General features: G+C 43.0%; 24 protein-coding genes. 8 read left to right on the top strand and 16 right to left on the bottom strand.

Features of this window, described 5'->3' with window-relative positions; all coding sequences use genetic code 11:
- Nucleotides 1–8: 8 nt before the first annotated feature.
- The 6 genes from tolQ to cydA form a co-directional block, all read right to left on the bottom strand.
- Nucleotides 9–704 (bottom strand): Tol-Pal system protein TolQ, encoded by a 696-nt coding sequence (tolQ, locus tag EAE89_RS15325; protein WP_054481037.1) that lies wholly within the window; start codon nucleotides 702–704, stop codon nucleotides 9–11.
- Nucleotides 701–1105, bottom strand: coding sequence for a tol-pal system-associated acyl-CoA thioesterase (ybgC, locus tag EAE89_RS15330; RefSeq protein ID WP_214086177.1), 405 nt, complete (start codon nucleotides 1103–1105; stop codon nucleotides 701–703). The genes tolQ and ybgC overlap by 4 nt, the downstream gene beginning before the upstream one ends.
- A gap of 116 nt (nucleotides 1106–1221) precedes the next feature.
- Nucleotides 1222–1491, bottom strand: coding sequence for a cyd operon protein YbgE (gene ybgE, locus EAE89_RS15335; protein ID WP_054481041.1), 270 nt, complete (start codon nucleotides 1489–1491; stop codon nucleotides 1222–1224).
- A complete protein-coding gene (gene cydX / locus EAE89_RS15340) occupies nucleotides 1491–1607 on the bottom strand; it encodes a cytochrome bd-I oxidase subunit CydX (protein ID WP_072161942.1) in 117 nt (38 codons plus the stop codon). Before cydX ends, ybgE begins: the two co-directional genes overlap by 1 nt.
- A gap of 12 nt (nucleotides 1608–1619) precedes the next feature.
- Nucleotides 1620–2759 (bottom strand): cytochrome d ubiquinol oxidase subunit II, encoded by a 1140-nt coding sequence (gene cydB, locus EAE89_RS15345; protein ID WP_054481043.1) that lies wholly within the window; start codon nucleotides 2757–2759, stop codon nucleotides 1620–1622.
- Nucleotides 2760–2774: 15 nt separating this feature from the next.
- Nucleotides 2775–4343, bottom strand: a complete 1569-nt coding sequence (gene cydA, locus EAE89_RS15350; protein ID WP_054481045.1) for a cytochrome ubiquinol oxidase subunit I — start codon at nucleotides 4341–4343, stop codon at nucleotides 2775–2777.
- A gap of 1189 nt (nucleotides 4344–5532) precedes the next feature.
- Between cydA and EAE89_RS15355 the strand changes: the two genes are divergently transcribed.
- Nucleotides 5533–5964: a tail fiber protein gene (locus EAE89_RS15355; RefSeq protein ID WP_235525531.1), complete on the top strand. Its 432-nt coding sequence runs from the start codon at nucleotides 5533–5535 to the stop codon at nucleotides 5962–5964.
- Between the two features lie 189 nt (nucleotides 5965–6153).
- Nucleotides 6154–6459 (top strand): hypothetical protein, encoded by a 306-nt coding sequence (locus EAE89_RS15360; RefSeq protein WP_054481001.1) that lies wholly within the window; start codon nucleotides 6154–6156, stop codon nucleotides 6457–6459.
- A gap of 551 nt (nucleotides 6460–7010) precedes the next feature.
- On the opposite strand, the gene sucD is transcribed toward EAE89_RS15360, so the two are convergent.
- The 8 genes from sucD to sdhC form a co-directional block, all read right to left on the bottom strand.
- Complete coding sequence (sucD, locus tag EAE89_RS15365) at nucleotides 7011–7886, bottom strand: succinate--CoA ligase subunit alpha (RefSeq protein ID WP_149617427.1); 876 nt, start codon at nucleotides 7884–7886, stop codon at nucleotides 7011–7013.
- Nucleotides 7886–9052 (bottom strand): ADP-forming succinate--CoA ligase subunit beta, encoded by a 1167-nt coding sequence (gene sucC / locus EAE89_RS15370; protein WP_054480997.1) that lies wholly within the window; start codon nucleotides 9050–9052, stop codon nucleotides 7886–7888. Before sucC ends, sucD begins: the two co-directional genes overlap by 1 nt.
- Nucleotides 9053–9213: 161 nt before the next feature.
- On the bottom strand, nucleotides 9214–10437 hold the full coding sequence (gene odhB, locus EAE89_RS15375) for a 2-oxoglutarate dehydrogenase complex dihydrolipoyllysine-residue succinyltransferase (protein WP_054480996.1): 1224 nt from the start codon (nucleotides 10435–10437) through the stop codon (nucleotides 9214–9216).
- A gap of 14 nt (nucleotides 10438–10451) precedes the next feature.
- Nucleotides 10452–13259 (bottom strand): 2-oxoglutarate dehydrogenase E1 component, encoded by a 2808-nt coding sequence (gene sucA, locus EAE89_RS15380; RefSeq protein WP_054480994.1) that lies wholly within the window; start codon nucleotides 13257–13259, stop codon nucleotides 10452–10454.
- Nucleotides 13260–13522: 263 nt separating this feature from the next.
- The gene (locus tag EAE89_RS15385; RefSeq protein ID WP_054480992.1) at nucleotides 13523–14239 is read right to left on the bottom strand and encodes a succinate dehydrogenase iron-sulfur subunit; all 717 of its coding nucleotides are present in this window, start codon (nucleotides 14237–14239) and stop codon (nucleotides 13523–13525) included.
- Between the two features lie 37 nt (nucleotides 14240–14276).
- On the bottom strand, nucleotides 14277–16043 hold the full coding sequence (gene sdhA / locus EAE89_RS15390) for a succinate dehydrogenase flavoprotein subunit (protein WP_054480990.1): 1767 nt from the start codon (nucleotides 16041–16043) through the stop codon (nucleotides 14277–14279).
- Nucleotides 16044–16391: a succinate dehydrogenase membrane anchor subunit gene (sdhD, locus tag EAE89_RS15395; protein WP_054480988.1), complete on the bottom strand. Its 348-nt coding sequence runs from the start codon at nucleotides 16389–16391 to the stop codon at nucleotides 16044–16046.
- Nucleotides 16385–16774: a succinate dehydrogenase cytochrome b556 subunit gene (sdhC, locus tag EAE89_RS15400; RefSeq protein ID WP_054480985.1), complete on the bottom strand. Its 390-nt coding sequence runs from the start codon at nucleotides 16772–16774 to the stop codon at nucleotides 16385–16387. Before sdhC ends, sdhD begins: the two co-directional genes overlap by 7 nt.
- 871 nt (nucleotides 16775–17645) lie before the next feature.
- On the opposite strand from sdhC, the gene EAE89_RS15405 reads away from it, so the two are divergent.
- On the top strand, nucleotides 17646–18929 hold the full coding sequence (locus tag EAE89_RS15405; protein WP_054480983.1) for a citrate synthase: 1284 nt from the start codon (nucleotides 17646–17648) through the stop codon (nucleotides 18927–18929).
- A gap of 340 nt (nucleotides 18930–19269) precedes the next feature.
- Here the strand turns inward: EAE89_RS15405 and EAE89_RS15410 are convergent, their stop codons facing one another.
- A complete protein-coding gene (locus tag EAE89_RS15410) occupies nucleotides 19270–20013 on the bottom strand; it encodes a type 2 GTP cyclohydrolase I (protein WP_214086178.1) in 744 nt (247 codons plus the stop codon).
- A gap of 186 nt (nucleotides 20014–20199) precedes the next feature.
- Nucleotides 20200–20409, bottom strand: coding sequence for a YbfA family protein (locus tag EAE89_RS15415; protein WP_214086179.1), 210 nt, complete (start codon nucleotides 20407–20409; stop codon nucleotides 20200–20202).
- Nucleotides 20410–21385: 976 nt separating this feature from the next.
- On the opposite strand from EAE89_RS15415, the gene EAE89_RS15420 reads away from it, so the two are divergent.
- The 5 genes from EAE89_RS15420 (at nucleotide 21386) to kdpA (ending at nucleotide 25647) form a co-directional block, all read left to right on the top strand.
- Nucleotides 21386–21658: a type II toxin-antitoxin system TacA family antitoxin gene (locus EAE89_RS15420; RefSeq protein ID WP_214086180.1), complete on the top strand. Its 273-nt coding sequence runs from the start codon at nucleotides 21386–21388 to the stop codon at nucleotides 21656–21658.
- Nucleotides 21649–22137, top strand: coding sequence for a GNAT family N-acetyltransferase (locus tag EAE89_RS15425; RefSeq protein WP_214086181.1), 489 nt, complete (start codon nucleotides 21649–21651; stop codon nucleotides 22135–22137). The genes EAE89_RS15420 and EAE89_RS15425 overlap by 10 nt, the downstream gene beginning before the upstream one ends.
- Before the next feature lie 977 nt (nucleotides 22138–23114).
- Nucleotides 23115–23495 carry a hypothetical protein gene (locus tag EAE89_RS15430; protein WP_214086182.1) on the top strand — a complete coding sequence of 127 codons (381 nt, stop codon included), beginning with the start codon at nucleotides 23115–23117 and terminating at the stop codon, nucleotides 23493–23495.
- Between the two features lie 355 nt (nucleotides 23496–23850).
- Nucleotides 23851–23940 (top strand): K(+)-transporting ATPase subunit F, encoded by a 90-nt coding sequence (kdpF, locus tag EAE89_RS15435; protein ID WP_072161919.1) that lies wholly within the window; start codon nucleotides 23851–23853, stop codon nucleotides 23938–23940.
- On the top strand, nucleotides 23941–25647 hold the full coding sequence (kdpA, locus tag EAE89_RS15440) for a potassium-transporting ATPase subunit KdpA (protein WP_214086183.1): 1707 nt from the start codon (nucleotides 23941–23943) through the stop codon (nucleotides 25645–25647).
- Nucleotides 25648–25664: the final 17 nt, after the last annotated feature.

Below are 25664 nucleotides of genomic sequence, written 5' to 3' on the forward strand. Positions count from 1 at the left end.
TCCCCTTACTATTTGTTCTCAGCTTTATTTTCAACAGCGAAAGCCTGACGATGCAAAATAGCCAGAAACTCTTCCATAAAGTTATCGTAATTTTGCTCCAGCTTATTAACCCGCTGATTCAGGCGGTTGTACGCCATAACTGCCGGAATCGCCGCAAACAGACCAATCGCCGTTGCAATCAACGCTTCTGCAATACCCGGCGCGACCATTTGAAGAGTGGCCTGTTTTACCGCACCTAACGCGATAAACGCATGCATAATTCCCCAAACGGTACCAAACAAACCGATATATGGACTAATTGAGCCAACCGTACCCAAGAATGGAATATGGCTTTCCAACGTTTCTAATTCACGGTTCATAGAAATACGCATTGCCCGTGAAGCACCGGTCACCACGGCTTCTGGAACATGATTATTTGCATGGTGCAAACGAGCAAATTCTTTGAAACCAGAATAAAAGATTTGTTCCGTTCCACCTAATGAATCTCGACGAGACTGACTTTCCTTATACAAGCGTGATAATTCAATACCCGACCAGAATTTGTCTTCAAATGCTTCCGCTTCACGGGTTGCGGCATTGAGAATTTTGGTCCTTTGAATAATGATCGCCCATGAAGCAATGGAAAAGCAGATCAAAATAAGCATGATCAGCTGTACCAAAAGGCCCGCTTTCAGGAATAAATCAAGAATATTCATGTCAGTCACTGCTTAAACTCCGCGACAATAGACTTTGGAAGCGCAATCGACTTCATTTGAGATGCATTCACGCAAGCAACTAACACTTCTGCGCTGTTAAGAACTTTTCCGTTACTATCAACAATCCGTTGAATAAATGTCAAAGATGCTCTACGAATATCCGTAATTTCACTCTGCACCTCCAACAGATCATCAAGCCGAGCTGGAGCATGGTAATCAACCACTATCCGCCGGACAACAAATGCAATTTGTTCATCAAGTAAATGCAGTTGATGAATGCCATGCTGACGTAGCATCTCTGTACGTGCTCTTTCATAAAAGGCGACATAACGGGCGTTATAAACTACCCCACCAGCATCTGTATCTTCGTAATAAACACGGACGGGCCAACGGAATAACGTATTACTCACTTTCAATCCTATATAAGGCGAATTAACGCTGCCACTATACTCAAGACAATGCGGCTTTGGAATAATGCGCCAATAAAAATTTTATGGGCTAAATAACCCATAATATGCAGAGCTGGCTAACAGAAGAATTGGCACAAGCCCCAAATTAAAATTAAAAATGCCGGTAGAGGGCAGAAAAAGATACGCCAGACGATACTTCTTGGATGAAAACCTATCCCGAAAGTAACACCTGTGCATACAGCCCATATCAGCAAAATACCTTGCCAAATGTGCAATGAGCTAGTATTGGCTGCAAAACGCGCAGCAGGCGCCCAAAATACACAACAAGCAACCACCAATGCCAGAATAAGGATAAGGCCCCTTATAGAGCCTTTATCCATCAACATTACTTTTCGCCATTTTCAGCAGCTTTTTCTGCTTCATTATGTTCAAGCGCTAAGGCAGCAATTATAGCGAAACTACAAGCCAAGAGCGTTCCGAGTATCCAGGCAAAATACCACATGCTTTATGCTCCTTAGTACAATGAATGTTTGTTATCTTCAATAAAGCTTTTGTCCAAACGCCCGAACATTTTGTAGTAACACCAAATGGTATATCCCAAAACGATGGGAACAAAAATCAATGCAACCACAGACATAACACGCAGTGTCATCAAGCTTGAAGTCGCGTCCCACATTGTCAGGCTGACATTAGGATCAGTGATTGAAGGCATCACAAATGGGAACATCGTCACACCGCAGGTCAAAATGATGCATGTAACTGTCAGTGAAGAAAACAGGAAAGCCCATCCAGCTTTATTCATGCGGGTCATCAGCATAGTCAGCAAAGGAGAGACAACACCCAATGCAGGTAAAGTCCACAGCCACGAATAATTATTGAAGTTAGTCAACCAGGCACCAGCCTGATGGGAAACTTCTTTATGTAATGGATTAGACTGAGCCATAGTATCCAGACCACCCGTCACAACATAACCATCGATACCATAAATCAGCCATACACCTGCTAGCAGGAAAGCTACCATAGTCACCAGCGCACATATATATGTTGCCACACGGGAACGCAGACGCAGCTCACCAGTAGTACGCATTTGCAGATAAGTTGCGCCCTGAGTCACAATCATCATCAGGCTGATCACCCCGGCCAATAGGCCATACGGGTTCAGCAATCCAAAAAAGGAGCCGGCATAGAACAAACGTAACTGGGAATCAACGTTAAACGGCACGCCTTGCAAAAGGTTCCCGAATGCAACACCGATAACCAATGGCGGCACAAAACTGCCGACAAATATTGCCCAATCCCACATGTTACGCCACTTGCGATTTTCCAGTTTTGAACGGTAATCAAAACCCACCGGGCGAAAGAATAATGCGGATAACACCAGAATCATGGCAACATAGAAGCCTGAAAACGCAGCGGCATAAACCATCGGCCAAGCTGCGAACAGTGCTCCACCAGCAGTAATTAACCAAACCTGATTACCGTCCCAGTGTGGTGCCACTGAGTTAATCATGATGCGGCGCTCAGTATCATTTTTACCAATGATTCGTAACAGGATACCCACTCCCATGTCGAAACCATCAGTTACTGCAAAACCGATTAGCAACACACCAATCAGCAGCCACCATATAAATCGTAGTACTTCATAATCAAACATAAGTGGACTCCCGTTTTACTGAGCATCATGTGCTGAAGTTGTTTTCTGTTCAAAGTGGTAACGGCCAGTATTCAGGCTACTTGGACCACGACGTGCGAATTTGAACATCAAAAACATTTCTGCGATCAGGAACAAGGTGTAAAGACCACAAATCAGTGCCATCGAGAATAGGATATCGCTGGCTGCCAAGTTAGAGCTCGCTACAGCGGTTGGTAAAACCTCACCAATTGCCCAAGGCTGACGGCCATACTCAGCCACAAACCAACCTGACTCTATGGCGATCCATGGCAATGGGATACTGTACAGCGCTGCGCGCAGTAACCATTTTTGCTTACCAATACGGCCACGGATAACACTCCAAAATGCCAGACCAATCAACAGTAACATCAGAAAACCAGCAGCAACCATAATACGGAATGCAAAATACAGTGGAGCAACACGAGGAATTGAATCCTTCGCAGCGGCCTTAATTTGCTCTTCGCTGGCATCAGTCACCTGGCTGGTATAGCGTTTCAGCAACATGCCATAACCAAGGTCTTGTTTGTTTTCATTGAATGCAGTACGAACCGTCGGGTCTGTATTACCTGCACGCAATTCTTCTAACAATGCATAAGCTTTTATCCCATTACGAATACGCAGCTCATGCTGATCCATGAGATCACGCAAACCAATTACCGGGGTATCAACGGAACGAGTAGCAATCAGCCCCATAAGGTAAGGGATCTGAATTGCATATTTGTTTTCCATTTTGTCCTGATCCGGGATACCTATCAGTGTAAAGGCTGCCGGTGGTGGCTGAGTTTCCCATTCGGCTTCAATTGCAGCCAGCTTGGTTTTCTGTACGTCACCCATTTCGTAACCGGATTCATCACCCAGCACAATAACAGACAACACAGCGGCAATACCAAAACTTGCAGCAATCGCAAATGAACGTTTAGCAAATGGAATATCACGGCCTTTAAGCAGGTAGTAAGAACTGACACCAAGAACGAAGATCGCCCCCGTCACATAACCTGCGGCAACGGTATGAACAAATTTCACCTGAGCCACTGGGTTCAGTACCAGTTCAGCGAAACTCACCATTTCCATACGCATGGTTTCAAAGTTGAAGTCAGAAGCAATCGGGTTTTGCATCCAACCATTAGCAACCAGAATCCAAAGAGCAGAGAAGTTAGACCCTAGTGCAACCAACCAGGTTACCGCCAAATGTTGCTTTTTACTGAGACGATCCCAACCGAAGAAGAACAGACCTACGAATGTGGACTCCAGGAAAAACGCCATCAGACCTTCGATCGCCAGAGGGGCGCCAAAAATGTCACCGACGTAGTGAGAGAAGTATGACCAGTTAGTTCCAAACTGAAACTCCATGGTCAACCCTGTTGCAACACCCAGAGCAAAGTTAATACCAAATAACTTGCCCCAGAATTTTGTCATATCTTTGTAAATTTGTTTACCGGAAAGCACATATACCGTTTCCATAATCGCCAGCAAAAACGCCATACCGAGCGTTAGTGGAACGAACAGGAAGTGATACATTGCAGTTAAGGCAAACTGTAATCGTGACAGTTCGACAATATCAAACATCTTGACTCCTTGCTCCTAGCAGGAAGGCATCGACTTGCAGCAACCTGGCTTCGTAATAAGAACCTGTCTCAAGGCACTAAAACAAAAGCCTTATATACCCGTTATCTTTCAAGTTGCCTCTTTGTTGGCTGCACTCACTCACCCCAGTCACATAGTTCTCTATGCTCCCGGGATTCGCTCCCTTGCCGTCGCGATACATCTTGAAATCCATTGGGTATAACTACCAGCAATAAATGCCTATAAAATAACAACTTATTACCAAGTAAATTAAAAACATAATTAGACTAATAGTATAGTACGCTTATATTCCCATACAATAAATAGGTTTTACGTGATTCAGATTAGAATTCCGAATATGGATCAAAAATTTCGGTTATTACTTAATGAAAATGAATTTGATCAGGATCAATTTAAGCAAATTAAAAAAATAATGCTATAGGTAATAACCTGATTTTAGTCACTTATTTCTGGCTAGTGTTAACTACTTTGTCTATTATTTCATTTTGGTTGATATATTGTTAAAAATTTGTTTATTTAGATAGTCATTGATTTCTATATTGCTGTGAAATGATTTTTAAAATTAACTTTTTATTTTCATACTTAAGAAAATATTATTATTAGCATTGCATTGGCAATGAAAGCACCACTGTTTGACTGTCACTCAGATAGCATAATGGTCCCCAAGTTCACGCCAGTCACCACCATGAATACGCTGCTGAAACTAATATGCAGTCAGAAGTTAAAAAAGCGTTGTTACTGGGCTGGAAAAAAATATTAGGTATTACTCAGTCGAACTAATATTTCATTAGCACCAAATATTAACTGACCTAAATGGAATTTTTGAGAAGTTTAAGACTGAGTATATATACCATCATTAAATGAATAATTATTTTTCTGGTCATCCATTCGAAAATTAAATTTACGTGAAATTTTACCTTATCAATCTTTTCACTGTAAATTGATTATTAGGGTGAATTACAATAATAAATAGAGAGAAAACAATAGTTTTCAAATATTGATTTTTTCATTTTTACCAATTAACTAAAAACAGTTAATCCTTTAATTTATAAGAACATTTAATTATTAATCAACTGAACCAGACTGTAATTTATGTGAATTATTAAAGTGTTTTTTTCAATAATTCAATATATTGATTATAAAAGAACGTTATTTAATTTAAGGAGTATCCATGAATCAAAAAAATGATTTTAAAGCTTTTGCTATCAGCAATAATGCTAATATATTGGCTCAAGAAAAGTATGAAAAAGATCCGAGTTTGCAAGAAGGGATTCTACCCGGTGAGATTCCCAATCATTTGTTAAATAAAGTATTACGTCAATCGTCAACCATATCATCTGTGGTGGCTGATTTTATTGCGACACAATCTGGTGAAGATGTTCTCGATGATGGTGATGAAAAGAAACTCATCGAGCAATTAAATAAAGCATTAGAAAAAGTCACCACAACAAAAATTCCCAATGCCTCATTAACACAAAAGGGAATCGTTCAACTGACAAATGAAATTGGCAATAATGACACGCTGGCAGTGACACAGAAATTTGCTCAGGAAATCATAAATTCATTACGTGAAAATATTAATGAAAAGCACCCAACACCCTGAAAATAAATGGAAAAGTGTTGACATAAGATATTACTATTAATACTGAGGATGTGGGAGCGATATCAACTAATAATGTGCACGGCAAGCAGGTCATGACTGAGACAAAAAAACAGCAGGCAAGGAAGTACGGAGCTTTTCTATATAATCCAGTAAACTTCATCGTACTGATATTAAACCAGATGCTAAAATATGGTTTGTTGTTCTTTTCCACAGGAAAAAAACGGGCGTTCGTTATCTGTTAATGGGACGTATGGACCAATATTAGAAAGTAAAAATACACGGATAAACAATGACGACATTCTTAAGCAGTTTATGCCTATTGCGAATGGTATGCATAATACAGCACCGGTTCGTATAAAGAATTTAGACAAACGTAATCCATTAATTGTTTGCTTGAATAGAGCAAACCCTGAAAAAATGCTCCTAGCTTATGCGATTATGGCCCAACATCACCCGGTAAACCAAATCATGAATCAACAATCAAGCTGGAAATAGCAGGTAATGTTACATTCAATAACCCTATCGCGATTGATGAAAAAGGGAAACCTACAGAAGTTCAAGGAGATAAACCATTCGTAGATCTGACACTAATTGGTCTTGATACTGGAGGGGCATGTAAAGTAAGAACAATAGATAACGATGGATTTTGGAAACATACAAAAGTCAATAATGATCCTGCCAAAGGTAATAATACAAATTTATCATGGGATTTTTCTAAAAACACAGGTTACGCTGATTTTGGACCAATATGTTGGAAAAATAATGAAAGATATATATTAGACCTACAGGCTACTATTATAACGACTAAAGATGATAACGTATTTCCTGTCATGTTTTCTTATACCAATAACCCCTATAGTAAAGAAAACACATCACAATTCATCTATCCACCCCTTCAAATCCAATATTGAAATCCAATGGAGAAAATCAATCGGCAAAGATGAATTATGAAATTTTCGATGCTGAAAAACTATTTTTAACCCGCTTTTTTAACGATCTGAGGCCACTTTACAGCGGCCTCATAGATAAGAATTTATTATTAGTGATTACTTGCCAGCGAGTAAATCCTTCACTGCATCACCGATGTCTGCCAGACTGCGAACCGTCTTCACGCCAGCCGCTTCCAGAGCAGCAAATTTTTCATCTGCGGTTCCTTTACCACCCGCAATAATGGCACCCGCATGACCCATACGTTTACCTTTTGGTGCAGTCACACCCGCAATGTAGGCAACAACCGGTTTAGTGACGTGCTGTTTAATGTAGGCTGCCGCTTCTTCTTCCGCAGTACCACCAATTTCACCAATCATTACGATAGCTTCTGTTTGCGGATCTTCCTGGAACAATTTCAGAATATCGATGAAGTTAGAACCTGGAATTGGGTCACCACCAATACCAACGCAGGTAGATTGTCCTAAACCTGCATCAGTCGTCTGTTTCACTGCTTCATAAGTCAGTGTACCTGAACGGGAAACGATACCGACTTTACCCGCTTGATGAATGTGGCCCGGCATAATACCGATCTTACATTCATCCGGTGTGATAACACCCGGACAGTTAGGGCCGATCATACGCACACCTGCTTCATCCAGCTTCACTTTAACCACCAGCATATCCAGCGTCGGGATGCCTTCAGTAATCGTGATGATCAGTTTGATACCTGCGTCGATCGCTTCCAGAATAGAATCTTTACAGAATGGAGCCGGAACATAGATAACAGATGCCGTTGCCCCTGTTGCTTCTACGGCTTCACGAACGGTATTGAAAACAGGTAATCCCAGATGTTCAGTGCCGCCTTTACCCGGCGTTACCCCGCCAACCATTTGGGTACCGTAAGCAATCGCTTGTTCCGAATGGAAAGTCCCCTGGCTGCCAGTGAAACCTTGACAGATAACTTTGGTGTTTTTATCGATTAAAATAGACATTATTTTGCCCCCACTGCTGCTACTGCTTGCTTAGCTGCGTCTGTCAGGCTGGTTGCCGCAATGATATTCAAACCACTGTCAGCCAGTTTTTTCGCTCCCAGCTCAGCATTGTTCCCTTCCAAACGAACAACAACCGGTACGTGAACACCAACTTCTTCCACTGCACCAATAATACCGTCAGCAATCAGGTCACAACGGACAATACCACCAAAGATGTTAACCAATACTGCTTTCACATTTTCATCTGACAGAATGATTTTAAACGCTTCTGTAACACGTTCTTTAGTTGCGCCACCACCTACATCAAGGAAGTTTGCTGGTGCACCACCATGCAACTTAACGATATCCATCGTTCCCATTGCCAGACCAGCGCCGTTAACCATACAGCCAATATTGCCATCCAGTGCGACATAGTTCAGTTCCCACTGTGCCGCCTGAGCTTCACGGGGATCTTCCTGAGATGGGTCATGCATTTCACGCAATTCAGCCTGACGGAACAGTGCGTTGCCATCAGCGCCTAGTTTACCATCCAGACAAATTAGATCACCTTGAGTCGTGATAACCAATGGGTTAATTTCAACCAGAGCTAGATCACGCTCCAGGAACAGGTTTGCCAATCCTAAGAAAATTTTGGTGAACTGACTAATTTGTTTACCGGTTAAACCCAGTTTAAACGCCAGTTCGCGCCCTTGGTAAGGCATAGGGCCAGTCAATGGGTCAATAATGGCTTTATGAATCAGTTCCGGGGTTTCTTCCGCAACTTTTTCAATTTCAACGCCACCTTCAGTAGAGGCCATGAACACTACACGACGCGTACCACGATCAACCACAGCACCGAGATACAGCTCCTTCGCAATATCAGTTGCCCCTTCTACCAGAATCTGGCGAACAGGCTGTCCTTGCGCATCTGTTTGGTAAGTGACCAGACGTTTGCCTAGCCATTGTTCAGCGAAAGCGCGAATTTCTTCCTTACTGTTAACCACTTTCACGCCGCCCGCTTTACCGCGACCGCCAGCGTGAACCTGACACTTAACCACCCAAGGGCCAGCGCCGATTTTAGATGCAGCTTCTTCTGCTTCACGCGGTGTCGTGCAGGCATAACCAGCCGGAGCGGGCAAACCATACCGTGCAAAAAGCTGTTTTGCCTGATACTCGTGTAAATTCATGATGTTCTATCCATAGTTAGTCTGATAAGAGCAAATTAACAAATTGCTCCCTTATTTTTTTGTTGCTCTGGATATAGCCAATCTCTAAAGATTGGCTGTTCATATACATTTGTTTACTTCAGACCGGGCAGATATTAGCGCGTATCTGCCCTATTCTGTTGCTATACGTCCAACAGCAAACGTGCGGGATCTTCCAGCATTTCTTTGATGGTCACCAGGAAGCCTACAGACTCACGTCCATCGATCAGACGGTGGTCATAAGACAGTGCCAGATACATCATAGGAAGGATCACTACTTGACCATCAACCGCCATTGGCCGATCTTTAATGGCATGCATACCAAGAATCGCACTCTGTGGTGGGTTAATGATTGGTGTAGACATTAAGGAGCCGAATACACCGCCATTGGTAATCGTGAAATTACCGCCAGTCAGCTCTTCTACGGTCAATTTGCCGTCGCGACCTTTAATTGCCAGCTCTTTAATGCGTTTTTCAAGATCAGCCATGCTCAACGCATCCGCATCACGCAACACTGGCGTTACCAAGCCACGCGGTGTAGATACTGCAATACTGATATCGAAATAATTGTGATAAACCACATCAGTGCCATCAATAGAAGCATTCACTTCTGGATAGCGTTTTAATGCTTCAACCACCGCTTTCACATAGAAAGACATAAAGCCCAAGCGCACACCGTGACGTTTTTCAAACACATCACCGTACTGTTTACGCATATCCTGAATTGGCTTCATGTTAACTTCGTTGAACGTTGTCAACATCGCAGTGTTATTTTTTGCTTCCAACAGACGTTCAGCCACGCGCTTACGCAAGCGAGTCATTGGAACCCGTTTTTCGCTACGATGTGGCAACAAAGAATCCTGAGCAGAAAGAGAAAGTGCAATTCCAGCTGGTTGACTATCCGCTTTTTTGTTATTAGCCATGTATTTTTCCACGTCTTCACGGACGATACGTCCACCAACGCCACTGCCTTTAATCGCGCTGGCATCAAGATCGTGTTCTGCAATCAGGCGACGAACCGCCGGGCTAAGTGCATCATTGCTCTCTTCTTCTAAACTCGCAGTCTGGCGTTTTGCTGAAGTTGCTTCAGTTTTTTCTTTGACTTCTGCCGCCTTACCTGTGCTATCACCCAAACGGATACGCCCAAGAAGCTGACGGGACAGAACTGTTGCATCTTTAACTTCCAAAATGGCTTCCAGAACTCCTGCTTCACTAGCAGGGACTTCTAGTACAACTTTATCCGTTTCGATTTCAACCAGTATTTCATCACGCTCAACATAATCACCCTCTTTTTTGTGCCAGATTGCAACAGTGGCATCAGCAACAGATTCAGGCAAATCAGGAACCAGAATATCTACGCTACTCATTTTCTATCCTTTATTTATTCGACGTTCAGTGCGTCATTAACCAGCTCTTGCTGTTGCTGCTGGTGAACTGACGTATATCCAACTGCCGGGGAAGCAGACGCAGGACGACCTGCATAACGTAAAGAAGCCCCGAATGGGATCACTTCACGGAAATTGTGCTGACTGCAATACCAGGCCCCTTGGTTTAACGGCTCTTCCTGGCACCAGACAAAATCGTGCACATGGGCGTACTGTTCCAGTGCTGACTGAACATCCTGATGAGGGAATGGATACAGTTGCTCAACACGTACAATAGCAACATCGATTTGTTCATTTTTGCGGCGTTGTTCTAGCAGATCGTAGTAAACTTTACCCGCACAGAGCACAACCCGTTTAACGTCTTTAGGATCTAGCTCATCAGCTTCACCGATAACCGTCTGGAATTTACCATTAGCCAGTTCATCCAAGCTGGAAATAGCCAATGGATGGCGCAACAGTGATTTCGGTGACATAACAATCAATGGACGACGCATACCGCGTAGAGCCTGACGGCGGAGCATGTGGTAAACCTGCGCCGGCGTTGACGGCACACAAACCTGCATGTTCTGTTCTGCACACAATTGCAAATAACGTTCCAGACGAGCGGAAGAGTGTTCAGGCCCCTGACCTTCATAGCCATGAGGTAGCAGCATAACCAAGCCACACATACGGCCCCATTTCTGCTCACCCGAACTGATGAACTGATCAATAACAACTTGTGCACCGTTAGCAAAATCGCCGAACTGTGCTTCCCAGATTGTCAGAGCGCGTGGTTCCGTTGTGGCATAGCCATACTCAAACGCCAACACCGCTTCTTCAGACAGAACAGAATCCCAAACATTAAATGCGCCCTGGCCGTTATGAACATTCTCCAGAGGAACATAAACAGAACCGTTAGCCTGATTATGGATAACAGCATGCCGATGGAAGAAAGTACCACGGCCCGCATCTTCACCAGACAGACGCACTGGAATCCCTTCATCAACCAAAGTCGCATAAGCCAACGTTTCCGCAGCACCCCAGTCAAATAGTTTATCGCCGTTCGCCATCTCTGCGCGGTCGTGATAAATTTTCGTGACCCGCGAGTGCATTTCCACTTTTTCAGGGACAGAGCTGATACGTCTGCCCAGATCTTGCAAACGCTTCATATCGACTTTATATGGGTATTCTTCATCCCATTCGTGATTAAGATAGGGTTCCCATGTAAAGGAGTGCAGCCCCATTGAACGCCACTCTTCAACGACACAGTCACCACGGTCGAGGGCATCACGATACAGATTAACCATCTCGATCACATCATCGACTGATATCAGATTCTCAGCAACCAGCTTATCAGCATAGATTTTACGTGGAGTTGGATGTTTCTTAATTTTCTGATACATCATTGGCTGAGTGGCACTTGGCTCATCAGCTTCGTTATGACCATGACGGCGGTAACATACCAGATCGATCATCACGTCACGTTTAAAGGCATTACGAAAATCTAAAGCCAGACGGGTAACAAATGCCACCGCTTCTGGATCGTCTGCATTAACGTGGAAAATAGGTGCCTGTACCATTTTGATGATATCGGTACAGTATTGTGTTGAACGGGCATCTTTCGGGTTAGACGTTGTAAAACCAATCTGGTTATTGATTACGATACGAATTGTACCACCAACTTCATAACCACGAGCCTGAGACATGTTCAGGGTTTCCTGCACAACCCCTTGACCAGTAACCGCAGCATCACCGTGGATAGTGATTGGCAATACCATGTTGCTACGGCCTTCATCCAGACGATCACGGCGGGCGCGCACTGAACCGATAACCACCGGGCTGACAATCTCAAGATGAGATGGGTTAAATGCCAGTGCCAAATGAACTTTTTCACCTTCGGTTGCAAAGTCAGACGAGAAGCCTTGATGGTATTTCACGTCGCCAGTTCCAAGGTGCTCTTTATGTTTACCCGCGAATTCATCAAACAAATCAGCAGGTTTTTTACCTAAGATATTAACCAGAACGTTTAGACGACCACGATGAGCCATCCCCAGCACAACTTCCCGTGTGTCATGTTTACCCGCATGGCGGACAAGATCCTTCAACATTGGGATCAGGGCATCACCACCCTCAAGAGAGAAACGCTTCGCTCCCGGAAACTTGGCTCCCAAATAACGTTCCAAACCTTCGGCTGCCGTCAGTTCTGCCAAGAAGCGCTGCTTTTCTTCTGCGCTAAACTGAGAGCTGACAGTAACAGATTCCAAACGTTGCTGAATCCAACGTTTTTCTTCCGTATTGGTGATATGCATGTATTCAGCACCAATAGAACCGCAATAAGTGCGTTTCAGAGCTTCATACAAATCAGCCAGTTTCATCGTTTCTTTGCCGACAGCAAAAGAACCTACGTTAAATGTTTCTGCAAAATCAGCTTCCGTCAGATTATGGAAAGCAGGATCTAAATCAGGAACATTATCCTGTTGCCATAATCCCAACGGGTCAAGATTAGCGTTTTGATGACCACGGAAGCGGAATGCGTTAATGAGCTGCAAAACTTTAACTTGTTTTGCATCCATTGCCGGATCGCTGACAGAGGAGTGATAACGCGTAGTATCTTTCGCAAGGCGGCGGAAGTAATCACGCGTCTGCGAGTGGAGTTGTTCACCGTTTAGTCCCGCATTCGGCAATTGTTGAAAGATTTCTCTCCAACTTGCATCAACGGAGTTTGGATCGGTTATATAGTCTTCATAGACTTGCTCTATGTAAGACTGGTTTGAACCAGCTAAGAAGCTCGAATCTAGCCAGTCCTTCATTGCGCCGTTCTGCATTGTGATCCCTTAAGCTTTAAAAGCTTTAGTTTTCGCCGTGGTTAACTTACCGCTTAAATGCGGTATCGATAAAAGGTTCATTTGGACGTGCTTTATGCATGTTCTATTTTGGGTTTCGGAACCCTTCAAGGAACCTTTAAAAACCCTTTAACGGTTTTTAAAGGTTCCTTGCCTCAAAGCTTTAATCATCATTAGCAGTTGGCAACTCACAATTCTCAATTCTTTGTGCCCTCCGCAGATAAACTTCACGGAGGGCTAGCCAATTATGCACTATGTTTTAACAACATAGACTTAATATGGCCAATAGCTTTTGTTGGATTCAACCCTTTAGGGCACACACTGACACAGTTCATGATACTATGGCAGCGGAAAACGCTGAAAGCATCATTCAGATTATCTAATCGTGAATCTGTTTCAGTATCACGGCTGTCGATCAGGAAGCGATACGCTGCCAGCAAGCCCGCAGGTCCGATAAACTTATCAGGATTCCACCAAAATGACGGACAAGACGTTGAACAACATGCACACAGAATACACTCGTACAGACCATCCAGTTTTTCCCTTTGTGCAGGTGACTGTAAGTGCTCACGAGCCGGCGGATTTTTACCATCATTCAGCAAATATGGGCGAATTTTCTCATATTGTGCATAAAACTGCCCCATATCTACAATCAGGTCACGGATAACCGGTAAACCTGGCAGAGGACGGATAACAATTTTCTTGCGGCCACGCCGCAAAGCCGAAACAGGTGTAATACAGGCCAGACCATTTTTACCATTCATATTAAGGCCATCAGAACCACAAACACCTTCACGGCAAGAACGACGAAAAGAGAGTGTCGGGTCCTGCTCTTTAAGCTGAATTAATGCATCCAGCAACATCATGTCACGCCCTTCTTCTGCTTCCAGCGTGTAATCCTGCATACGAGGTGCGCTGTCAACATCCGGGTTGTAACGATAAATCGAAAATTCAAGTTTCATAATCTATTCCTCCGCAACTGGATTATTCAGCAACTCATTAGTAAGTACGCGCTTTCGGCGGGAATGCTTCACGCAGTTTTGGCTGCATGTTGACATTACGACGAGTCATAGTTTCAGTTTGCGGTAGATAGAGGGTATGACATAACCAGTTCGCATCATCACGATCAGGATAGTCGAAACGGCTGTGAGCACCACGACTCTCAGTACGGAAATTAGCAGTAACAGCTGTAGAAAATGCCGTTTCCATCAGGTTATCAAGCTCTAAACACTCAATACGTTGGGTATTAAACTCTGATGAAGTATCATCCAAACGCGCACTCTTCAAACGTTCACGGATAACCTTCAGCTCTTCTAAACCTTTCGCCATTGCATCACCTTCACGGAATACAGAGAAGTTGTTCTGCATACAAGCCTGCAAATCTTTACGAATTTTAACTGGATCTTCACCAGTACGGCAGTTATTCCAACGGTTCAGACGCTGCATTGATGCTTCAATATCAGATTCGCTGGCTTCACGGCTGGTACCTTGCTCCATCAGAGACTCTTTCAGGTGCAAACCGGCAGAACGGCCAAACACTACTAAGTCCAACAGTGAGTTACCCCCCAAACGGTTTGCGCCATGAACTGATACACAGGCAATTTCACCCACAGCGAACAAGCCCGGAATAACAACATCTTCGCCTTTCTCGTTAATAGTCAGCGCTTGACCGGTAACTTTAGTCGGGATTCCCCCCATCATATAGTGACAAGTTGGAATAACCGGAATAGGTTCTTTTACCGGATCAACGTGTGCAAAAGTACGGGACAGTTCGAGAATGCCCGGCAGACGAGACTCCAACACATCTTTGCCCAAATGATCCAGTTTTAGCTTAGCATGAGGCCCCCAAGGACCTTCACAACCACGGCCTTCGCGGATTTCGATCATAATGGAACGCGCGACCACATCACGACCCGCCAAATCTTTGGCATTTGGCGCGTAACGCTCCATAAAGCGCTCGCCATCCTTATTGAGCAAATAACCACCTTCACCACGGCAACCTTCTGTCACCAGAACACCCGCGCCTGCAATACCGGTTGGGTGGAATTGCCACATTTCCATATCCTGCACCGGTACACCTGCACGCAGCGCCATACCTACACCATCACCGGTATTAATGTGAGCATTAGTTGTAGATTGATAAATACGACCAGCACCACCTGTTGCTAAAATAGTTGCCTTCGCCTTGAAATAAACGACTTCGCCGGTTTCAATACTGATAGCAGTGCAGCCAACAATACTGCCATCCTGATTTTTAACCAGATCCAACGAATACCATTCAGAAAAAATAGTGGTGTGATTTTTTAAGTTCTGCTGATACAGAGTGTGCAACAGTGCATGACCGGTTCGGTCTGCGGCTGCGGCTGTACGTGCGGCCTGTTCACCACCAAAGTTTTTTGACTGGCCGCCGAATGGACGCTGATAAATACGACCATCATCTAGACGAGAAAATGGCAATCCCATGTGTTCCAGTTCCAGAATTGCCTCTGGACCGGTCTTACACATGTATTCAATCGCATCCTGGTCACCGATATAGTCAGAACCTTTCACCGTGTCATACATATGCCATTCCCAGTTATCTTCGTGGGAATTACCCAACGCAACAGTGATACCACCCTGCGCGGATACTGTATGAGAACGGGTTGGGAATACTTTAGAAATTAAAGCACAGGATAATCCCATTTGTGAAATTTGCAGCGCGGCACGCATACCTGCCCCACCTGCACCAATAACGACTGCGTCAAACTCTCTTACTGGCAGTTTCATCTATACACCCCACACCACAATTGTTCCGTAAATTAAGTAAGCCATAAGTGCAACGACAATCGCCAGTTGCAACACCAAACGCAGTGCCAGCGGCTTTACATAGTCAGTTAGTACTTGCCACATACCAATCCAAGCGTGAGCCAGAATGGAAAACAGCGCCAGCACAGTGAAGACTTTAGTGATGGATGAGGAAAAGAAACCCCGCCAGACTTCATAAGTGATATCCGACGTTACAGCAACAAAGCCCAAAATATAGATAACATATAGAACAATAATGATTGCGGACGCGCGCAACAATAACCAATCATGGATACCCGTGCGACCCAATGCAGATGCGTTACTTACCATACCAGTACTCCAGCCAGAATCGACAAGATAACGGAAAGCGCGATTGCCACTTTGGCAGAAGCACTACCGACCGCTAAGTTTTCTTCCAAATAGCCGAAATCCATCAGCAAGTGGCGGATACCACCACAAATATGGTAAGCCAGTGCAGTCAGAATACCCCACACAATAAACTTAGCAAAAAAGCTCGTCATAATATCGGCGGCTTGCTGAAAACCTTCTTGCGAGGAAAGAGACATCCCTAACAACCAGAGGAGAATTCCTACTGCTATGAAAGTGATGACGCCAGAGACACGGTGCAAGATCGAGGCTACTGCAGAAACTGGGAAGTGTATCGTCTGCAAATCAAGGTTGACAGGTCTTTGTTTTTTCACAATTTTGCCCACACAGCTCTTTTATTATTTTCCTTCCTCCGGACCTGGGCGGAAATCAGACAGCGATAAGGGGATACAAAGACACAACATTTAATCAAACGGTAGATCCTTCATGTTAAAAAATGTTGTGATTTGGTTACGCTGGGTGCTCCTACATCAGGGTAATCCGGAGACCTGGCGGCAGTATATGTGCTTCACATTATTATTACAATTCCAACACAATATGATTAGCTACATTTCCACTGAACAGTGATTGAGATCACGATTCAAACATATTGCACAAAATTAATTATCTTGTTTGACAAACTTTAAACATTTATCTTACATATATGGTTGAAAACACTTTTGAGATTGATTTCCGATAAGAGGAAAGACTTCCCGAAAAGCTAAAGTTATGTAACTGTGTAGTCCGCACGAATCATAATGGTTTTTGTAGTCAATGCATAAAACATAACACACAAAAACTCGCTAACAATCTAAAAATCATTGTTGCCCGGGGTGAAATTTCAGCCTTAAATGTGATATTAGCCTGATTTCAAATTTTCTCCGGTAGCACAATGCCAGGAAGGCGCAGTATAAGAACCTATTCCAATAGGCATCATTGGCGTAGGCCATTCTGGTCAATAAATTAAGGGCGCAGCCGCATGCAGAAACCAGAATATGCACGGCAGTATGTGAGAAGCGATTCATTGATAAATCGCTCACTTGCGCGGGCCACACTAAGGTGCATTCAAAAGCTAGCGCTTTTGTCAGAGCACTACCCAGGTCAGCTCTTAACGACAAAGAATGGCAAATAGAATAGCCTGATGAGATAGACTTTACATCGTGTCTTTCCGCTGCGGTTGTTAAGAGTTATAAAAATGAAAGTGCTAAGGAGACTGTAATGGCAGATAACAAAGCAACTCTAACCCCAGATGGTACAGTTGCTATTGAATTGGACGTGCTAACACCTACCCTGGGGTCTAAAGTAATCGACGTTCGTACTCTCGGCTCCGAAGGTTTTTTTACCTACGACCCTGGTTTTACTTCAACAGCATCTTGCGAATCCAAGATCACCTACATTGATGGCAACGAAGGCATATTACTTCACCGTGGTTTTCCTATCGACCAACTAGCGACAAAATCCAATTATCTGGAAGTCTGCTATATCCTGCTGTATGGCGAAACACCAACACAAGAACAGTTTGATAAATTCAAAAAAATCATTACCCGTCATACGATGATCCACGAACAGATCAATCGGTTGTTTAATGGCTTCCGCCGTGATTCCCACCCGATGGCGGTGCTGTGCGGTGTCACGGGCGCTTTGGCTGCTTTCTATCACGATGCTCTGGATGTGAACAATCCGCATCACCGTGACATTACTGCATATCGTCTGCTGTCCAAAATGCCAACAGTGGCGGCAATGTGCTACAAATACTCTATTGGTCAGCCATTCGTTTATCCACGCAATGATCTTTCCTATGCAGGAAACTTCCTGCACATGATGTTCGCTACACCATGCGAAGAGTACAAGGTGAACCCGGTACTAGAACGTGCTATGGATCGCATTCTTATTCTGCATGCCGACCATGAACAGAACGCATCTACCTCTACAGTACGTACTGCGGGTTCTTCCGGTGCTAATCCATTTGCCTGTATTGCCGCGGGTATCGCTTCACTTTGGGGACCGGCTCATGGTGGCGCAAACGAAGCTTGCTTACGAATGCTGGAAGAAATTCAGTCGGTTGAACACATTCCTGAATTTATTGCCCGCGCCAAAGACAAAAACGACGCTTTCCGCCTGATGGGATTTGGTCATCGTGTTTACAAAAACTATGACCCACGCGCAACAGTCATGCGTGAAACCTGCCACGAAGTGTTAGATGAGCTTGGGCTGAATGACAGTCTGCTAGAAGTTGCTATGGAACTTGAGCGTATTGCTCTGCATGACCCGTATTTTATTGAGAAGAAACTGTATCCGAACGTGGATTTCTACTCTGGTATCATCCTGAAAGCAATGGGGATTCCATCCACTATGTTCACTGTCATTTTTGCAATTGCCCGTACCATCGGCTGGATTGCCCATTGGAACGAAATGCATGATGACGGTGTAAAAATCGCCCGTCCTCGTCAACTCTACACTGGCTATACACAGCGAGATTTCCAAAGCCAGTTGGAAAAATAATAATTAAATCCGATTACGATAAGGGCAAAGCTGTGACTTGATAGTTAGGGCTTTTATTTAATTGGACAGATATTCGATAAGATTTAGTGCCAATACAATCACTACTGAAATTGATCTGGCTATCTTACTTGTGTATGCTCGTTTTAAGAGCAGGTACTAAGCTACCCTGTTCTCTAAATGATCGAACGTAGCCTCCCGTTTGCGTGTGTAGCCAGATCACCGAGATCAAAACTCACAATTCTATGAAGCGGATAGAACAACGCTAGTTAAAAAGTTTATAAAAACTTTGAAGCCCACTTTCGGTGGGCTTCGCTTATTCCTGACTAACGTATAAACCGAATCAAACCGGGTTTGGAATATCGATAAAAGTAACATCTAACCCATAATTATCCGCCAACCACTCACCTAAAGCTTTAATGCCATAACGTTCAGTGGCATGATGACCAGCCGCATAAAAATGCAGTCCCATCTCACGGGCAGTATGAACCGTCTGTTCCGACGCTTCACCAGTAATAAAAGCATCAACACCGAATTCGGCCGCCTGCTGAATAAAACTCTGACCTCCACCAGTACACCAGGCAAGAGTGCGAATCTCTGCGGGTGCGTTATCGCCCACATGCAACGCTTTGCGACCAAGCACCTGTTCAATACGTGCAGCTAACTCTACCGGCGTCAGTGGCTGCTCAAATTCCCCATATGGTACATACGTATCAATCAGTCCGACAACTTTTGCACCAATCTGACGAGCCAGTTGTACGTTATTTCCCAATACTGAATGAGCATCAAGCGGCAGATGATAGCCATATAAATTTATATCATTACAAAGTAGCGTTTTCAGACGATTACGTTTCATATTACGAATCACCACCGGCTCATTTTTCCAAAAATAGCCATGATGAACGATCACCGCATCAGCCTGATAGCGAACCGCTTCATCCAATAAAGCCTGGCAAGCTGTGACACCAGTAACGACCCGCTGAATATGAGCACGCCCTTCAACCTGTAGGCCATTGGGCGCATAATCCTGAAACTCTCTGATATGCAATTCTTCATTAATCACGTTTTCCAGCTCAATATTATGCATCATATTCGTCCTATATTTTAATTGTGTGGAAGTAACATACTCATCCACACCCGCTATAGTAAATAGGCTTGATTGATTTTTCTGATCCCTGAAAACAAAACGCCCTGCCAGAATCAACGGGCAAGGCGTCAAACTATTTATCAACCGCAGAAAACCAAGTTAACTTGATATCCCGCTAACCAAACATTAATTATTTCTGACTGTAATAACCAACTCTGATTGTGCTAACCATACTGGCTTATCACTGGTTTTTATCCATACACGGTACAAATAACTGTAAAAACGCGTGCGATCACGGCGGAACAGCATAATCGGTAGCGCCAACACACCTAACGTCACAGCACTGATACGACGTAAGAGAACCTGATGCCAAGGATATTTACGATATACAGACATATAGACCCTCCTTTAAAAAGACCCCACTTTTTTGCGGAATCTCAAAAACAACAATCTGTAAATTGTCTAAAATTTTATCGGATAAAATGAAAATTTACCACTTTCAATCCCCATTTTTAGGGTTATTTATCGTTACTTTTTTCACTATATGTAATTTCATTACAAAAAACATGATAAGAATGTAATATTAAAAACAAATTATAAACATTTTATTAACGACGGGTGAAAACGTTAATAATAAACAATACCAAAGTTCAGTGTTTTGCTGCCTGACTGTCCAATAATCATCGTCAAAATCACTTTTTTATGAAAGAGAATAATCAGATCATTTTAATGACGAAAAGTTCTATAAAAAGTAAGATCCGGTCCTTTGCTTATTTTACATTTATCCAACCTGCTATAACCATTTAAAAACACAAATACAGAGAAATTAAAGCTTTATATAAAAGGTAGATTTAACTCAGTTCACTCTCTTTTTAGCGGGATATACTCAAGTGTTTTTTCGCCATTATTTTACAAATTAATTCATAAAAATAACGTAATGAAAAAGGGATATAGAGTTCAGATCGGGCTGCTCCTTCAAATCCCAAATAAACGCATTTTCTGGCAACCATTGGAACAACAAGGAATTTTTTTCCAACATAGGCATAATCTGTGTAGCATTTCGAATCTGAGTAATTCTCATATTCTTCTCCTTAAACTCTAGTGACAGAGATGCTACAACACTCATGCCTGATAGTGATTTAAGCACCTCTCTTAAAATAATTAATTTTTTGCTCAAACTTCTGTGAACAAATATTATTCTCTTAGTAAGGTCCCCCCATATTTCTAAGCTTGATAGGGGCTGTTATTTCAACGTTTTTCCAATAGACCAAGTCCTATAAAAAACTCAGAGTGAATCCAGATACGAAATGTATAGCTATTAGTTACACGATTGCTACAATGACTATCTGCCAATTTGCTACACAGGTGATTTATGAGAACACAACCTAAAGAAACTCCGATCAACATCCGGGCGAAAGCCTTCCAGCGGGAGCTTATTGACCATGCAGCAAACCTGCACTCAAAGACCCGAACTGATTTCATCTTGGATGCTGCCTGTCGCGCAGCCGAGGAGGCAATACTCAATCAGCGCCACTTTTTCGTTAACGACGAAAAATATCATGCGTTCATGCAGATGCTGGAGCAACCGCTTTCTGATAATGCAGGTTTCAAAAAACTCATGGAATATAAAGCACCATGGGAATAAGCGCACCTGAAATATTAACGGCTGAACATAATATAAATGATTTTTATTGCCAGCATGAAACATTAAACGAATGGCTTTCACGCCGGGCTTTAAAAAATAATAAGCTCGGCGCGAGCCGCACATTTGTTATTTGCAAGGAAGGCAAAAAAGACGTTATCGGTTATTATTGTCTAAGCGCCGGTTCAATTAATCATATTGAATCTACACCATCACTTAAACGCAATATGCCAGATCCTATCCCTGTAGTGCTTCTTGGCCGTCTGGCTGTCGATGTGGAATATCAGGGGAAGAAGCTCGGGGCATTGCTTCTCCAGGATGCTTGGAAGCGTGTCGCCAGCACAGCGGAACAGGTGGGCATTTCAGCTATAATCGTCCACGCACTTGATGAGAGCGCCCGAACGTTCTACACGCGTCTTGGCTTCGCCCAGTCACCGTTGGAACCATACACGCTGATGCTCCCATTAGGCAAACAGAACTAATTGTTGGTATTAAGGCCATCATGGTTCATGCTATGAACGAAAGCTCCTGAACGTTCTATGGGCGGTATGGATTTGTACACAGGCGATTACTGTCCATTCCCACTATTTCAACCCCAAAAGTGGTACTATCCAATCTTACACAAATTATTTACAATACTTACTCCGCTAGATCTTTCATTATTTTCATAATTATCAAACACCGTATATACCCAATAGATTTCAAGATGGATCGCGACGGCAAGGGAGTGAATCCCCGAGAGCATAGAGAACTATGTCATAGCTAACTCTGTGACCGGGGTGAGTGCAGCCAACAAAGAGGCAACTTGAAAGATAACGGGTATAAATGTTATTTTGTTTTTCACACTCATATTAGCATCATCAAATAGTTTTTAATCTTCAATAACCCATATAAGTTTATTTTTTCTTTTTGTTATTCTCTATTTTACATTACCACCAAAAGGACTCACAAAATAAACATCAGAAACATTACCATTTATATCCCCTTTTATATTTAACACATCATTACCCTCACAATCCATTATTTCAGGACAGTTCAGTGATGACAAAAACATAATTACCTTTATCTTACAACGAGTTATTTTATAACAACGAACAAGACGTATTATCTTCATACTGACAATATATAATAAAACTGGAGTAAGAAAAGAATGATTATCAATTTAAGAAAATAAGAATAAATGCAGTTATACAAGTCATCTGAGAATAGAGGCAAGGATTGCCAATATGAAAATTTTCATTGATATTGTTATATATACCCAATAGATTTCAAGATGGATCGCGACGGCAAGGGAGCGAATCCCCGGGAGCATAGATAACTATGTGACCGGGGTGAGAGAGTGTAGCCAACAAAGAGGCAACTTGAAAGATAACAGGTATAGATACGTAAAAATGATACGAACCGTTGCACCATATTATTTTTTTAGAATATTCATAGATTGGCTATAACCGGAGGAAAGATGAAAGCATTTACTCTTATGTTATTAATATTATTAACAAATATCTCAGGTTGTGTTCCCAAAAAACACTCTTTTTCTATTGACTATAAAGCAAATGGCGAAACTTTTCATTTGACTCCGCCATGTATAGAGGAAATCAGCCCGAAAAAAGGAAGTGACTACTATTCCATTTTCATCAAAGTAAAAAATAACTCTCATTGTAGCAAACCATTTAATCTTTTTATAAAGCAAAACGTAGGAAAAAAAATATCTGTTTCTTTTAACAATAAACCAATATTGAAAAATACCAATATAATTACGCCAATACATGTCGAAAATGGTTTCTATCAGGCAATAGATTCGAATACAACATTTGAAGAAATAGTCAACTATTTGAATTGATGAAAATCTATGGCTTATTCTCCTTCCAGAAAAAAGCCATAGATTAATTAAATGTTTTCTTAAAACAATTCATATATATACCCAATAGATTTCAAATTGCAGCGCGGCGGCAAGTGAAAGCAGCCAACAAAGAAGCAACTTGAAAGATGACGGGTATATACTCAACAGTGATTATTTGTCCTTGTGAATGACTTTTGAAACAAATGAGCTAAGTAGCCTTTGACGGAGGCTCTTTTTAACTTCACTTATTATTGTCATTTTTATACTTTTTTTACACATCCACTCACTCTTTTATCAGCTTCTTTTCATCTGCCTGCTTAACCTTATACCTATCCAAATCCTAAGGAGATAAGCAGTGAGCATATTCTTCATTTCCGGCGCGTTATTGATAGCCCTGTTATTAGTTTATCTGATTTATGCGTTACTCCATGCGGAGGATTTTTAAATGGCTGCATCCGCTTTTTTACTGATCGCAAGTTTCTTACTGATTTTACTGCTGTTAGCAAAACCGCTTGGAAGTATTATTGCCAATATGATCGAAGGCGATATTCCACGCTGGCTAACGAGAACAGAGTCTGGCCTTTGGCGTTGCTGTGGTTTACAGAAACCTGGCGGCACAGTTAAAGAGATGAACTGGTGGCAATACGCATTAGCTATCATTATTTTTAATCTGACTGGGCTATTACTGTTATTTACCCTTTTAGTCACACAAGGCAGTCTCCCACTTAATCCTCAACATTTCCCCGGGCTTAAGTGGGATCTGGCACTGAATACAGCGGTCAGCTTTATTACAAATACCGATTGGCAAGCATACAGTGGGGAAAACACGCTCAGTTACTTTAGTCAAATGACTGGCCTGACAGTACAGAACTTTCTTTCTGCGGCAACCGGGATCGCGGTGGCATTTGCCCTGATACGCGCATTTTCCCGTCATGGTGTGAAAACTGTGGGAAACGCCTGGGTTGATATCACACGCATTACACTGTATCTGCTGTTACCGCTGTCTATGATTATCGCGCTGGTTTTTGTCAGTCAGGGCGTGATGCAGAATTTCGAACCTTATCAGCTCATTCATACCATTGAAGACCAACAACAATTAATCCCGATGGGACCCGTTGCCTCTCAGGAAGCAATTAAATTGTTGGGAACCAATGGCGGTGGATTCTTTGGGGCTAATTCATCTCACCCTTTTGAAAATCCAACCGCTATCAGCAATTTTATTCAGATCTTGTCGATCCTCCTTATCCCCAGCGCACTCTGCTTTGCCTTTGGTCAAGTCATTGACGATAACCGTCAGGGACACGCTTTATTGTGGGCAATGTGTATCATCTTTGTCATTGCCACTTTGGGGGTCATGTATGCCGAATTGAAAGGCAATCCACATCTCAGCCTGTTAGGTGCTGACAGCAATATCAATCTGGAAGGTAAGGAGAACCGCTTCGGTATTCTTGCAACCTCAATTTATGCCGTAGTGACAACCGCCGCTTCCTGTGGTGCCGTCAACGCTATGCATGACTCCTTCACCGCACTTGGCGGTATGATCCCAATGTGGCTGATACAAATTGGCGAAGTCGTGTTCGGTGGTGTGGGTTCCGGTTTATACGGCATGTTGCTGTTTGTTCTGCTAACCGTTTTTATCGCCGGTTTAATGATAGGGCGTGCTCCTGAATATCTCGGGAAAAAAATCGAAGTATTCGAGATGAAAATGGTTGCACTGGCGATTCTGGTTACCCCTACACTGGTGCTTTTAGGTACTGCTCTTGTCATATCAACAGAAAATGGACGCGTGGGTATTCTAAACCCCAGTGCTCATGGTTTCAGTGAAGTACTTTATGCCCTTTCCTCTGCGGCCAACAATAACGGCAGTGCCTTCTCTGGCCTCAGTGCAAACAACCTGTTCTACAACCTGCTGCTGGCAACAGTGATATTTCTTGGCCGCTTTGGTGTCATCCTGCCAGTACTGGCTATTGCTGGCTCTTTGGTAACAAAAAAACGTCAGCCTGCCAGCAACGGCACACTACCAACCGATAGCCCGCTGTTTATCGGCTTACTAATCCTGACCATTATGTTAATCGGTGCATTGACCTTTATTCCAGCTCTGATCCTTGGCCCGGTCATTGAACATTTACAAATCTGGCTGATATCCCGGTAAGTGCCAAAGTGAGGAAC

Origin of the sequence: Photorhabdus heterorhabditis, assembly GCF_018448905.1 — a bacterium.
Taxonomy (GTDB): Bacteria; Pseudomonadota; Gammaproteobacteria; order Enterobacterales; family Enterobacteriaceae; genus Photorhabdus; species Photorhabdus heterorhabditis.

What these genes read in the sequence shown, in the direction of transcription:
- EAE89_RS15415 (WP_214086179.1), bottom strand. Translation starts at nt 20,409, where the DNA reads ATGTCTGTATATCGTAAATATCCTTGGCATCAGGTTCTCTTACGTCGT.
- kdpA (WP_214086183.1), top strand. Translation starts at nt 23,941, where the DNA reads ATGGCTGCATCCGCTTTTTTACTGATCGCAAGTTTCTTACTGATTTTA.
- cydA (WP_054481045.1), bottom strand. Translation starts at nt 4,343, where the DNA reads ATGTTTGATATTGTCGAACTGTCACGATTACAGTTTGCCTTAACTGCA.
- sucC (WP_054480997.1), bottom strand. Translation starts at nt 9,052, where the DNA reads ATGAATTTACACGAGTATCAGGCAAAACAGCTTTTTGCACGGTATGGT.
- cydX (WP_072161942.1), bottom strand. Translation starts at nt 1,607, where the DNA reads ATGTGGTATTTTGCCTGGATACTCGGAACGCTCTTGGCTTGTAGTTTC.
- sucD (WP_149617427.1), bottom strand. Translation starts at nt 7,886, where the DNA reads ATGTCTATTTTAATCGATAAAAACACCAAAGTTATCTGTCAAGGTTTC.
- ybgE (WP_054481041.1), bottom strand. Translation starts at nt 1,491, where the DNA reads ATGTTGATGGATAAAGGCTCTATAAGGGGCCTTATCCTTATTCTGGCA.
- EAE89_RS15355 (WP_235525531.1), top strand. Translation starts at nt 5,533, where the DNA reads ATGAATCAAAAAAATGATTTTAAAGCTTTTGCTATCAGCAATAATGCT.
- sdhD (WP_054480988.1), bottom strand. Translation starts at nt 16,391, where the DNA reads ATGGTAAGTAACGCATCTGCATTGGGTCGCACGGGTATCCATGATTGG.
- EAE89_RS15385 (WP_054480992.1), bottom strand. Translation starts at nt 14,239, where the DNA reads ATGAAACTTGAATTTTCGATTTATCGTTACAACCCGGATGTTGACAGC.
- EAE89_RS15420 (WP_214086180.1), top strand. Translation starts at nt 21,386, where the DNA reads ATGAGAACACAACCTAAAGAAACTCCGATCAACATCCGGGCGAAAGCC.
- EAE89_RS15360 (WP_054481001.1), top strand. Translation starts at nt 6,154, where the DNA reads ATGGTTTGTTGTTCTTTTCCACAGGAAAAAAACGGGCGTTCGTTATCT.
- EAE89_RS15425 (WP_214086181.1), top strand. Translation starts at nt 21,649, where the DNA reads ATGGGAATAAGCGCACCTGAAATATTAACGGCTGAACATAATATAAAT.
- sdhA (WP_054480990.1), bottom strand. Translation starts at nt 16,043, where the DNA reads ATGAAACTGCCAGTAAGAGAGTTTGACGCAGTCGTTATTGGTGCAGGT.
- cydB (WP_054481043.1), bottom strand. Translation starts at nt 2,759, where the DNA reads ATGTTTGATTATGAAGTACTACGATTTATATGGTGGCTGCTGATTGGT.
- EAE89_RS15405 (WP_054480983.1), top strand. Translation starts at nt 17,646, where the DNA reads ATGGCAGATAACAAAGCAACTCTAACCCCAGATGGTACAGTTGCTATT.
- EAE89_RS15410 (WP_214086178.1), bottom strand. Translation starts at nt 20,013, where the DNA reads ATGCATAATATTGAGCTGGAAAACGTGATTAATGAAGAATTGCATATC.
- EAE89_RS15430 (WP_214086182.1), top strand. Translation starts at nt 23,115, where the DNA reads ATGAAAGCATTTACTCTTATGTTATTAATATTATTAACAAATATCTCA.
- sucA (WP_054480994.1), bottom strand. Translation starts at nt 13,259, where the DNA reads ATGCAGAACGGCGCAATGAAGGACTGGCTAGATTCGAGCTTCTTAGCT.
- odhB (WP_054480996.1), bottom strand. Translation starts at nt 10,437, where the DNA reads ATGAGTAGCGTAGATATTCTGGTTCCTGATTTGCCTGAATCTGTTGCT.